This window comes from Vibrio scophthalmi, from assembly GCF_040869025.1.
Classification (GTDB): Bacteria; Pseudomonadota; Gammaproteobacteria; order Enterobacterales; family Vibrionaceae; genus Vibrio; species Vibrio scophthalmi.
Genome location: NZ_CP134271.1, coordinates 950,144 through 962,401, shown reverse-complemented (window position 1 = coordinate 962,401; position 12,258 = coordinate 950,144). Strand labels below are relative to the sequence as shown.

At 47.2% G+C, this 12,258-nt stretch carries 6 protein-coding genes, 3 tRNA genes and 4 rRNA genes; 9 read left to right on the top strand and 4 right to left on the bottom strand.

Going from position 1 to position 12,258, the window contains the following annotated elements; genetic code table 11:
- Positions 1–53: 53 nt before the first annotated feature.
- The 9 genes from RJD38_RS04240 to rrf (RJD38_RS04200) all read left to right on the top strand — a co-directional run bounded on the left by RJD38_RS04240 (position 54) and on the right by rrf (RJD38_RS04200) (position 7,880).
- Positions 54–461: a VOC family protein gene (locus tag RJD38_RS04240; protein WP_367971401.1), complete on the top strand. Its 408-nt coding sequence runs from the start codon at positions 54–56 to the stop codon at positions 459–461.
- Between the two features lie 109 nt (positions 462–570).
- The gene (locus tag RJD38_RS04235) at positions 571–1,827 is read left to right on the top strand and encodes an HD-GYP domain-containing protein (RefSeq protein ID WP_065545013.1); all 1,257 of its coding nucleotides are present in this window, start codon (positions 571–573) and stop codon (positions 1,825–1,827) included.
- 542 nt (positions 1,828–2,369) lie between these two features.
- Positions 2,370–3,916 (top strand): 16S ribosomal RNA (locus RJD38_RS04230).
- Positions 3,917–3,982: 66 nt separating this feature from the next.
- Positions 3,983–4,059, top strand: a tRNA-Ile gene (locus tag RJD38_RS04225).
- Positions 4,060–4,101: 42 nt separating this feature from the next.
- Positions 4,102–4,177, top strand: a tRNA-Ala gene (locus tag RJD38_RS04220).
- Between the two features lie 294 nt (positions 4,178–4,471).
- Positions 4,472–7,365 (top strand): 23S ribosomal RNA (locus tag RJD38_RS04215).
- Positions 7,366–7,455: 90 nt separating this feature from the next.
- Positions 7,456–7,571 (top strand): 5S ribosomal RNA (gene rrf, locus RJD38_RS04210).
- 101 nt (positions 7,572–7,672) lie between these two features.
- Positions 7,673–7,748 (top strand) — tRNA-Thr (locus tag RJD38_RS04205).
- A gap of 16 nt (positions 7,749–7,764) precedes the next feature.
- Positions 7,765–7,880 (top strand): 5S ribosomal RNA (gene rrf, locus RJD38_RS04200).
- The 16S, 23S and 5S rRNA genes sit together here with 3 tRNA genes alongside, the layout of an rRNA operon.
- Positions 7,881–8,002: 122 nt before the next feature.
- On the opposite strand, the gene RJD38_RS04195 is transcribed toward rrf (RJD38_RS04200), so the two are convergent.
- The 4 genes from RJD38_RS04195 to leuB all read right to left on the bottom strand — a co-directional run bounded on the left by RJD38_RS04195 (position 8,003) and on the right by leuB (position 12,196).
- Positions 8,003–8,797, bottom strand: a complete 795-nt coding sequence (locus RJD38_RS04195) for a DUF547 domain-containing protein (RefSeq protein WP_065545014.1) — start codon at positions 8,795–8,797, stop codon at positions 8,003–8,005.
- Between the two features lie 133 nt (positions 8,798–8,930).
- Positions 8,931–9,533 (bottom strand): 3-isopropylmalate dehydratase small subunit, encoded by a 603-nt coding sequence (gene leuD / locus RJD38_RS04190; protein ID WP_009385732.1) that lies wholly within the window; start codon positions 9,531–9,533, stop codon positions 8,931–8,933.
- Positions 9,534–9,544: 11 nt separating this feature from the next.
- Entirely contained in the window at positions 9,545–10,945 is a 1,401-nt protein-coding gene (gene leuC / locus RJD38_RS04185; RefSeq protein ID WP_065545015.1) for a 3-isopropylmalate dehydratase large subunit, read from the bottom strand.
- A gap of 159 nt (positions 10,946–11,104) precedes the next feature.
- Complete coding sequence (leuB, locus tag RJD38_RS04180; RefSeq protein ID WP_065545016.1) at positions 11,105–12,196, bottom strand: 3-isopropylmalate dehydrogenase; 1,092 nt, start codon at positions 12,194–12,196, stop codon at positions 11,105–11,107.
- Positions 12,197–12,258: the final 62 nt, after the last annotated feature.

Here is a 12,258-nt window from a genome sequence, read left to right as displayed (position 1 = left end):
TCTGTTGATTCTTCGCTATTCTTTAATGAAAACAGTCAGTTTGGAGAATAGCTATGTATCAACTTACCCCTTACCTGTGTTTTTCAGGCCAATGTGAAGAGGCGCTCGAGTTTTATCAACGCTGCTTTCGTGGTGTGGTACTAACCAAACAATATTTCCGTGATGCCCCTCAATCGGTTGAAGGGGCGAATCCGGATTGGATTATGCATGCTGAATTTGAGGCTTTTGGTATGAAGCTGATGTTATCTGATGGCATGGTAGTCAGTGACGTTTCTGGTAACAATATTGCGTTATCACTGGTATTGGATGACCTCGACTTACAAGAACCGTTGTTCGATAAACTTGCTTGTGACGGTGCGGTGATGATGCCGCTAGCGGATACCTTTTGGGGAGCGCGATTTGGTAAGGTGCAAGATAAGTTCGGTATTCGCTGGATGCTGCATTGTGAGTTGGTGAAATAAACGACGGAAATCCTGTTAACTTCTCACAAATGACGTTTTTATCTAGAAAATTAGAGTATAAGCACTAAACTAGCCGCGTTTTATTGGGTTTCATAGTTGTATCTAGAACGTGGCAAATATCAAAATTACGGTAGACCGAATTCAACCCGGGCTGCACATTCGTTTACCGGTAAAGTGGAACGAACATCCCTTCCTGCTGAATAGCTTTAAGCTTAAAAGCCAAGACCAAATTCGAGTTATTCGTCATTTGGGCATTAAATATGTCTACGTTAATGTCGACCAAAGTGACGTCCCCCCATTACCTGTACAGCAAATTGACAACGCTCCTACAGAGTCAGTTAATGAGGCGATGGATAGACGCGCCCAGCAACTATGGCAAGAAAAGCAGCAGCGTATTGAAACCATGAGTGCTTATCGTCGTCGTGTCGCTAATTGTGAAAAAGAGTTTGAACGCTCTCTTGCTCGTATGCGTGCAGTGATGACGAAAATTCGTAACCGTCCTGAATTAGCCGTCGATGAAGCGATGGTCTTAGTTGACGATATTGTCGTTCGCTTGATGAGTGATGGCGATGTTACGCTACATTTGATGAATGGTAAGAGTGAATTTGAAGACATCTATTTTCACTCACTGAATGTTGCTGTGTTATCGATGTTGATCGGTAAAGCGAAGAAGCTTGAGACCGCAACCATAAAAGAATTGGCTTTCGCGGCGCTATTTCATGACATTGGTAAAATTAAAATTCCGACAGCGATTCTGAGAAAAACCGTACCTTTAACCGAGCCGGAGCAAAACTACCTTAAGTTGCACACCAAATATGGAGTGGAATTGGCCGATAATATAGAGGGCTTTCCAGACTCTGCGAAACGAGTGATTGAGAACCATCATGAGACGAATGATGGCAAAGGTTTCCCGTTAGGGCTTAAAGCAGATCAAATAGACACATTAACGCAGATTGTTGCGGTGGCGAATGCTTATGATGTTCTTTGTCATAACCCAGTCGCTGCTCAGCAAAAAATCCCCTATGTCGCATTGGCACATCTTTATAAGAACTGTAAATCTCGTTACAACAACGAGAACCTCAGTATCTTAATTAAATTTATGGGCGTGTATCCTCCAGGAACTGTGGTGCAATTGTCGAATGAGATGGTGGGATTAGTGATCTCAGTGAATTCTGCTCATATCCTTTATCCGAATGTTCTCATTTATGATCCGGCGGTGCCAAGAAGCCAAGCGCCGATCATTGATCTCGCAGAGAAGGATATAAAGATAGTTAATGCTATCTTGCCAAATAAGCTTCCTGAGAAAATTAAAGAGTACTTAAATCCCCGTGCGCGAATCTCTTACTTTATAGAAGGGGATAACTAGGTTATCAACAGGATTTTGTGGGTAACTGGTGGGTAATCTGAGGGTATCTTGAAGTTAAATATGGAGCTGTTTAATGATTGCGCAGTTAAGCACTTTTTATAAGAAAAAATGCATTTTGTGCTTGCCAATAAAATTCAGCTGCCTATAATGCGCATCCACTGACAGGGCAGACGCCGCAAGGCTTCAGCGTTAGTCAGAGAGGTGAAAGGTTCCACGAAAATTAAATTGAAAAAGTGTTTGACTCTTTCAGTTATCTCGTTAGAATTCACCTCCGCTTCGAGAGAAACTCTCGTAGCAAAGCTCTTTAACAATATAAACCTATCAATCTGTGTGGGCACTCGTTGATGATAATCCAATAAGTTTTCGCTTCGGTGAAAACAGTTTCTTCGGAAACAAATTGGGTTCAATGAACTGAGTGACCAATACAAATAACTTCGGTTATTTGGCACAGTCAATTCATTATCGTTCTGTTGGAACGATAATAGCTTTAAAATTACTTTTAGTAGTTTTGAAGTCAGTATTCATTGAGCCGACAAAATCTTAAATTGAAGAGTTTGATCATGGCTCAGATTGAACGCTGGCGGCAGGCCTAACACATGCAAGTCGAGCGGTAACAGAAAGAAAGCTTGCTTTCTTTGCTGACGAGCGGCGGACGGGTGAGTAATGCCTGGGAATATGCCTTGATGTGGGGGATAACCATTGGAAACGATGGCTAATACCGCATAATGCCTACGGGCCAAAGAGGGGGATCTTCGGACCTCTCGCGTCAAGATTAGCCCAGGTGGGATTAGCTAGTTGGTGAGGTAATGGCTCACCAAGGCGACGATCCCTAGCTGGTCTGAGAGGATGATCAGCCACACTGGAACTGAGACACGGTCCAGACTCCTACGGGAGGCAGCAGTGGGGAATATTGCACAATGGGCGCAAGCCTGATGCAGCCATGCCGCGTGTGTGAAGAAGGCCTTCGGGTTGTAAAGCACTTTCAGTCGTGAGGAAGGTTCATACGTTAATAGCGTATGGATTTGACGTTAGCGACAGAAGAAGCACCGGCTAACTCCGTGCCAGCAGCCGCGGTAATACGGAGGGTGCGAGCGTTAATCGGAATTACTGGGCGTAAAGCGCATGCAGGTGGTTTGTTAAGTCAGATGTGAAAGCCCGGGGCTCAACCTCGGAATTGCATTTGAAACTGGCAGACTAGAGTACTGTAGAGGGGGGTAGAATTTCAGGTGTAGCGGTGAAATGCGTAGAGATCTGAAGGAATACCGGTGGCGAAGGCGGCCCCCTGGACAGATACTGACACTCAGATGCGAAAGCGTGGGGAGCAAACAGGATTAGATACCCTGGTAGTCCACGCCGTAAACGATGTCTACTTGGAGGTTGTGGCCTTGAGCCGTGGCTTTCGGAGCTAACGCGTTAAGTAGACCGCCTGGGGAGTACGGTCGCAAGATTAAAACTCAAATGAATTGACGGGGGCCCGCACAAGCGGTGGAGCATGTGGTTTAATTCGATGCAACGCGAAGAACCTTACCTACTCTTGACATCCAGAGAAGCCAGCGGAGACGCAGGTGTGCCTTCGGGAACTCTGAGACAGGTGCTGCATGGCTGTCGTCAGCTCGTGTTGTGAAATGTTGGGTTAAGTCCCGCAACGAGCGCAACCCTTATCCTTGTTTGCCAGCGAGTAATGTCGGGAACTCCAGGGAGACTGCCGGTGATAAACCGGAGGAAGGTGGGGACGACGTCAAGTCATCATGGCCCTTACGAGTAGGGCTACACACGTGCTACAATGGCGCATACAGAGGGCTGCCAACCAGCGATGGTGAGCGAATCCCAAAAAGTGCGTCGTAGTCCGGATTGGAGTCTGCAACTCGACTCCATGAAGTCGGAATCGCTAGTAATCGTGGATCAGAATGCCACGGTGAATACGTTCCCGGGCCTTGTACACACCGCCCGTCACACCATGGGAGTGGGCTGCAAAAGAAGTGGGTAGTTTAACCTTTCGGGGAGGACGCTCACCACTTTGTGGTTCATGACTGGGGTGAAGTCGTAACAAGGTAGCGCTAGGGGAACCTGGCGCTGGATCACCTCCTTATACGATGATTACTCACGATGAGTGTCCACACAGATTGATGGTTTATAAAGTTTAAGAGACGATACTGGGTCTGTAGCTCAGGTGGTTAGAGCGTTCGCCTGATAAGCGAGAGGTCGGTGGTTCGAGTCCACTCAGACCCACCAATTCCCTTCCCAAGGAATTGGCACACAGTATCGACACCTGATGGGGCTATAGCTCAGCTGGGAGAGCGCCTGCCTTGCACGCAGGAGGTCTGCGGTTCGATCCCGCATAGCTCCACCATCTTTAAGCGCATTTACTTTTGAATAGAAAGTTGAGTGTTTTTAAAAATGGTTTTCATCAGAAAATCTAGCTCTTTAACAATTTGGAAAGCTGACTGATAACAACATTGTTGTTATCAAAAAAAGTTCTCAATGTTTACCTTTAAGGTAAACACCAAAAAACACATTCAAGTGTTCTTGGCAATATCATCATTTATGATGATTATTCGAAATTGAGTCCGGCAAAATCGAACGTCTCTCACTCATAAAATAGAGAGACAACTTGGTTGTTTAACGAAACTCCTTCGGGTTGTATGGTTAAGTGACTAAGCGTACACGGTGGATGCCTTGGCAGTCAGAGGCGATGAAAGACGTAGTAACTTGCGATAAGCCCAGATTAGGTAGTAACAACCATTTGAGTCTGGGATTTCTGAATGGGGAAACCCACGTGCATAAGCACGTATCATTAACTGAATACATAGGTTAATGAGGCGAACCGGGGGAACTGAAACATCTAAGTACCCCGAGGAAAAGAAATCAACCGAGATTCCGAAAGTAGCGGCGAGCGAAATTGGATTAGCCCTTAAGCGTTTTATGCGTCAGGTGAAACTTCTGGAAAGTTGTGCGATACAGGGTGATAGCCCCGTAACCGGCAACGCATATTAGGTGAAAACGAGTAGGGCGGGACACGTGTTATCCTGTCTGAATATGGGGGGACCATCCTCCAAGGCTAAATACTACTGACTGACCGATAGTGAACCAGTACCGTGAGGGAAAGGCGAAAAGAACCCCTGTGAGGGGAGTGAAATAGAACCTGAAACCGTGTACGTACAAGCAGTAGGAGCGGGCATTGCGTCCCGTGACTGCGTACCTTTTGTATAATGGGTCAGCGACTTAATTTTAGTAGCAAGGTTAACCATCTAGGGGAGCCGTAGGGAAACCGAGTCTTAACTGGGCGTATAGTTGCTAGAATTAGACCCGAAACCAGGTGATCTAGCCATGGGCAGGTTGAAGATTGAGTAACATCAATTGGAGGACCGAACCGACTAATGTTGAAAAATTAGCGGATGACTTGTGGCTAGGGGTGAAAGGCCAATCAAACCTGGAGATAGCTGGTTCTCCCCGAAAGCTATTTAGGTAGCGCCTCGGACGAATACTACTGGGGGTAGAGCACTGTTAAGGCTAGGGGGTCATCCCGACTTACCAACCCTTTGCAAACTCCGAATACCAGTAAGTACTATCCGGGAGACACACGGCGGGTGCTAACGTCCGTCGTGGAGAGGGAAACAACCCAGACCGCCAGCTAAGGTCCCAAATTATTACTAAGTGGGAAACGATGTGGGAAGGCTTAGACAGCTAGGATGTTGGCTTAGAAGCAGCCATCATTTAAAGAAAGCGTAATAGCTCACTAGTCGAGTCGGCCTGCGCGGAAGATGTAACGGGGCTAAGTAATAAACCGAAGCTGCGGCAATGTAGTTTACTGCATTGGGTAGGGGAGCGTTCTGTAAGCGGTTGAAGGTGTGCTGTAAGGCATGCTGGACGTATCAGAAGTGCGAATGCTGACATGAGTAACGATAAAGGGGGTGAAAAACCTCCTCGCCGGAAGACCAAGGGTTCCTGTCCAACGTTAATCGGGGCAGGGTAAGTCGACCCCTAAGGCGAGGCCGAAAGGCGTAGTCGATGGGAAACGGGTTAATATTCCCGTACTTCTTATAATTGCGATGGGGGGACGGAGAAGGCTAGGTGGGCCTGGCGACGGTTGTCCAGGTTCAAGTACGTAGGCGGGTGGTTTAGGTAAATCCGGACCGCTGTTAACGCTGAGATACGATGTCGAGCTACTACGGTAGTGAAGTCATTGATGCCATGCTTCCAGGAAAAGCCTCTAAGCTTCAGATTATAAGAAATCGTACCCCAAACCGACACAGGTGGTCGGGTAGAGAATACCAAGGCGCTTGAGAGAACTCGGGTGAAGGAACTAGGCAAAATGGTACCGTAACTTCGGGAGAAGGTACGCTCTCGACGGTGAAGTCCCTTGCGGATGGAGCTATTGGGAGTCGCAGATACCAGGTGGCTGCAACTGTTTATTAAAAACACAGCACTGTGCAAAATCGTAAGATGACGTATACGGTGTGACGCCTGCCCGGTGCCGGAAGGTTAATTGATGGGGTTAGACTTCGGTCGAAGCTCTTGATCGAAGCCCCGGTAAACGGCGGCCGTAACTATAACGGTCCTAAGGTAGCGAAATTCCTTGTCGGGTAAGTTCCGACCTGCACGAATGGCGTAATGATGGCCACGCTGTCTCCACCCGAGACTCAGTGAAATTGAAATCGCTGTGAAGATGCAGTGTACCCGCGGCTAGACGGAAAGACCCCGTGAACCTTTACTACAGCTTGGCACTGAACATTGACCCTACATGTGTAGGATAGGTGGGAGCCTTTGAAGCACGTACGCCAGTATGTGTGGAGGCAATCTTGAAATACCACCCTTGTATGCTTGATGTTCTAACGTTGGTCCCTTATCGGGATTACGGACAGTGCCTGGTGGGTAGTTTGACTGGGGCGGTCTCCTCCCAAAGAGTAACGGAGGAGCACGAAGGTGGGCTAAACACGGTTGGACATCGTGTGGTTAGTGCAATGGCATAAGCCCGCTTAACTGCGAGAATGACGGTTCGAGCAGGTACGAAAGTAGGTCATAGTGATCCGGTGGTTCTGTATGGAAGGGCCATCGCTCAACGGATAAAAGGTACTCCGGGGATAACAGGCTGATACCGCCCAAGAGTTCATATCGACGGCGGTGTTTGGCACCTCGATGTCGGCTCATCACATCCTGGGGCTGAAGTCGGTCCCAAGGGTATGGCTGTTCGCCATTTAAAGTGGTACGCGAGCTGGGTTTAGAACGTCGTGAGACAGTTCGGTCCCTATCTGCCGTGGGCGTTGGAAAATTGAAAGGGGCTGCTCCTAGTACGAGAGGACCGGAGTGGACGAACCTCTGGTGTTCGGGTTGTCATGCCAATGGCATTGCCCGGTAGCTAAGTTCGGAATCGATAACCGCTGAAAGCATCTAAGCGGGAAGCGAGCCTTGAGATGAGTTTTCCCTGGCACTTTAAGTGCCCTAAAGGGTTGTTCGAGACTAGAACGTTGATAGGCAGGGTGTGTAAGCGCTGTGAGGCGTTGAGCTAACCTGTACTAATTGCCCGTGAGGCTTAACCATACAACACCCAAGGGGTTTTGTAGGACTCAATACAAGAACGATTGAATGTGTAAATAGAACTTCAAACAGCTTTCCAGATTAAAGAATTTGCTTGGCGACCATAGCGTTGCGGACCCACCTGATTCCATGCCGAACTCAGAAGTGAAACGCAATAGCGCCGATGGTAGTGTGGGGTCTCCCCATGTGAGAGTAGGACATCGCCAGGCTTTAAATTTCGTTTTTACCTTTTTAAAGGTGAAGGCAACTGTAAAAGAGCCCGTTTAAGAGCGGGCTTTTTTAGTCCTGAAGGACAAAAAAGATTTTGTGTGCTGATATGGCTCAGTCGGTAGAGCGCATCCTTGGTAAGGATGAGGTCCCCAGTTCGATTCTGGGTATCAGCACCATTTATTAAAGAATTTGCTTGGCGACCATAGCGTTGCGGACCCACCTGATTCCATGCCGAACTCAGAAGTGAAACGCAATAGCGCCGATGGTAGTGTGGGGTCTCCCCATGTGAGAGTAGGACATCGCCAGGTTTTATTTCCGAAAGCCCTGACCATTTGGTCGGGGCTTTTTCGTATCAGCAAAAAAACAATCGCCCTGAGCAGACTATCTGCTCGGGGCGTTTTATTATCTATGTTCGGTAAGCCAACAGTGTTTACTGTTGGTTCAGCGTCCAATCATAATCATACTGGACGTTATCTAAAGTAGCGCTCAGGTTTGGGCGATAGCGCTTAATATGGTTTATTACGCCGCCATCAACGGCAAAATCACTGGCAAACCAATCATAAATGGAAGAGAGCTTTAAGCCTTTCTCGTTGAGTTCTACGCCTTTAGGGCTGTTAATAAAAGCTTTTGCTGCCTGCTCTAATAATTGGTCTGTGTTTTGCGCGGTGAAGGCTTGAGTTTGTAAATTGGGACAGCCAAGGCTGGCACAGTTAACCGCGTAATGAGTTCGAGGATCATTCCAAATTGGGCGCAGTATCCTATGTTCAATATCATTCAGCGTTAGGGCTTTGCCCTCGATCGTCACAACCTCTTCATCCCAAGGGCCGAAGCTGAAAAATCCGCCCAATTTGGTAATTGATTTAACCGGATAAGCATCGAGAATAAGATCAACGGTGACGGCGTTGTAAAGGTTAACCCAATAAGCGTATTGGACCGCTTGTGAATACTCTTTTGGATCAAGTTGGCTCAACTGTTCGATGTAGCTATCCAGTCTCTGCTTATCGATAGGCGTCACAGCTTGATAGGCGAATAGATGATTCTGCCCAGAAACCACGACATATTGTTCGAGTATATCTTGCCAAGTTTGATGATTAATTGTGGCTTGATTGGTTTCATTGCTTTGCTGCCAATAGGCCCAAAGATCAGATTTTGGTGCTGCTACCGTAGAAAAAGTGGCAAAAGGTAGACTCGCTAAGGTGGCGTATAAAACAAATTTTGTTTTCATGTTTAGACTCAAGCGGATAGAACTTAATGATAAGACCGTGTCAGCTAAATAAAACTTTCCCAATCCACGAATGAAGTCCTCATTCAACGGGAATAAAAAAGGTTGGCGATTAAGCCAACCTTTGTATTATCTGTTAAGCGAGAAAGCGAGGTATTTTACTTTCGTATTCGGTGATTTTCGCTTCATGTTGCAAGGTTAGACCAATATTGTCTAAGCCGTTGAGCAAGCAATGGCGACGGAATGAGTCGATCTCAAAAGCGTACTCTTTGCCGTTAGCTCGAACACGCATTGCTTCTAGGTCGACCTCTATCTGTGCTCCCTCATTAGCTTCAACGAATTGGAAAATCTCATCCACTTCCTGCTCTGTTAAGCGCACTGGAACCATTTGGTTGTTGATGGAGTTGCCATAAAAAATATCAGCAAAACTCGGTGCGATCATCGCTTTAATGCCGTAATCAGCTAATGCCCAAGGGGCGTGCTCGCGGGATGAACCACAACCAAAATTTTCTCGTGCAAGTAGGATTGAAGCACCTTGATAGCGAGGAGCGTTCATCACAAACTCAGGATTCGTTTGTTGACCGGCATCATCAAGAAAACGCCAGTCATGGAATAGGTGTTTACCAAAACCTAAACGAGAGACTTTTTGTAGAAACTGTTTTGGGATAATCGCATCTGTATCGACATTGGCGGCATCAAGAGGAACAACCAAGCCTGTATGTTGTTTAAAACCCGACATCTTGTTACTCCTTAATCCAATTCACGAATATCAACAAAGCGGCCCGCTATCGCAGCAGCTGCAGCCATCGCAGGGCTGACTAGATGGGTTCGACCATCACGACCTTGGCGACCTTCAAAGTTACGGTTTGAGGTTGATGCACAGCGCTCATGTGGCCCTAAACGGTCATTGTTCATCGCTAGGCACATTGAGCAACCGGGTAAGCGCCATTCGAAACCGGCATTTTTGAAAATCGTATCTAATCCTTCAGCTTCTGCTTGCGCTTTCACTTGCTCAGAACCTGGAACGATCAGTGCTTGCACGTGGGAAGCGACTTTACGGCCTTTGGCTATTTCAGCTGCAGCGCGCATGTCTTCAATGCGAGAGTTAGTACAAGAGCCGACAAATACTTTGTCCACGGTGTAATCTGATAGCGTTTTACCTGCTTCTAGTCCCATGTATGCCAGTGCTTTTTCTGCTGAAGCCTTTTCGACGGGATCGGCAAAGCTGGCTGGTGATGGGATTGGAGCGTCAACCGCTATCACTTGGCCTGGGTTAGTCCCCCAAGTCACTTGTGGTTTGATGTCTGCAGCATTAAGCGTCACAACCGCATCAAATTGCGCGTTGTCATCAGATTTTAGCGTCGACCAATATTCAACAGCGGCGTTGAAGTCGTCACCTTTTGGTGAAAACTTACGATCCTTAATGTAATCGAACGTTGTTGCATCAGGCGCGATAAGGCCTGCTTTAGCACCCAGTTCAATCGCCATATTACATACCGTCATGCGGCCTTCCATTGAAAGATCGGTAATCGCCTCTCCACAGAATTCAACCACATAGCCAGTACCGCCAGCGGCAGTCGTTTTACCAATGATTGCCAGTACAATATCTTTGGCGGTAATGCCCTCAGCAACCTTGCCTTTCACTTCGATCTTCATCGTTTTGGCACGGGCTTGCTTTAGCGTTTGTGTGGCTAAAACGTGCTCGACTTCCGAAGTGCCTATACCAAAGGCCAGGGAACCAAAAGCGCCATGAGTTGCGGTGTGTGAATCACCACAAACAATGGTCATGCCCGGTAAGGTAATTCCTAGTTCAGGGCCCATAACGTGTACGATACCCTGATATTTATGGTTGATGTCATATAAGGTAACGCCAAACTCTTCACAGTTTTTTGATAACGTTTCCATTTGGATACGAGCCATTTCACCCGAAGCATTGATGTCTTTCGTCGTGGTGGAAACGTTATGATCCATTGTGGCGAAGGTTTTATTCACTTGGCGAACTTTGCGACCTTTTTCTCGTAAGCCATCAAAAGCTTGTGGAGAGGTCACTTCATGCACTAAATGGCGATCGATATACAAAATCGGTGTTTCACCTTCAGCGGCGACGGCTACGTGTGCGTCGTAGACCTTTTCATACAGTGTTTTGCCCATTGCTTCCTTTCCTCGTCGTCTTTCGCTATTTCAACAGTGATGACATAGGCGTTACTCGCCTGTTGCGTCGCACCAAGGTTTCAGAAATCACTCCGACTCTTTGGCGCAACGGCGACTGTTGTGAGACGACTGTCTCTAATTGTTATAAATTCAATATTGTTAAGAGTTCAAAATGTACTCAGCGATCTTATCGCCCATCTCAGATGTTGAGAGTGCTGGTTTGTCACCGGCAAGATCGCCAGTCAGTTCACCAGCAGAAAGCGCTTTAGAAACGGCATTTTCAATATCTAACGCGGCTTCTTCTTCGCCCAGGCTATAGCGCAACATTAATGCCGCTGATAGGATTTGAGCGACTGGGTTGGCGATATTTTTTCCTGCAATATCTGGAGCGCTGCCGCCAGCGGGTTCATACAGACCAAACTTACTCTCGTTAAGGCTGGCAGAAGGTAGCATGCCCATTGAACCGGTGATCATGGCACACTCATCAGAAATAATGTCGCCAAAAATATTGGAGCACAACATGACATCAAACTGAGACGGATCTTTGATTAGCTGCATGGTTGCGTTGTCGATGTAGATGTGTGAAAGCTCAACATCAGGGTAATCTTTAGCAATCTCTTCAACGACTTCACGCCATAGAATTGAACTTTGCAGTACATTTGCTTTATCGACCGAGCATACTTTTTTATCGCGCAGACGAGCGGATTCAAAGGCAATCTTTGCAATGCGCTCGATCTCAAAACGGTGGTAAATCTCAGTATCGAAGGCTTTCTCATTTGGACCTTCACCTTCACGACCTTTTGGTTGGCCGAAGTAGATGCCACCAGTAAGTTCACGCACAACGACAATATCAAAACCACGTTCAGAGATATCCGCGCGTAGCGGTGAGAACGCTTCTAAGCCGGCATGAATCTGTGCTGGTCGAAGATTACAAAATAGCTGGAAGTGTTTACGCAACGGCAGTAGAGCGCCACGCTCTGGCTGGTCATTCGGTGGCAGATGTTCCCATTTTGGCCCACCAACCGAGCCAAATAGAACCGCGTCGGATTGTTCACAAGCTGTGATGGTTGATTGAGGCAGCGGAGTACCGTGGTTATCGATCGCGATACCACCGACATCGTGCGCTTCACGGTGGAAAGTAATACCACGTTTGGTTTCTATGGCGTCCAATACTTTGTTCGCTTGAGCCATTACTTCTGGGCCAATGCCATCACCGGCTAAAACTGCGATCTTGTAGGTTTTGTCTGTCATGTTAGTCCTTTAATTTTTGTGCCCATCGAGAACGCACGACTGCATTGATGGGCTTAGCGTTG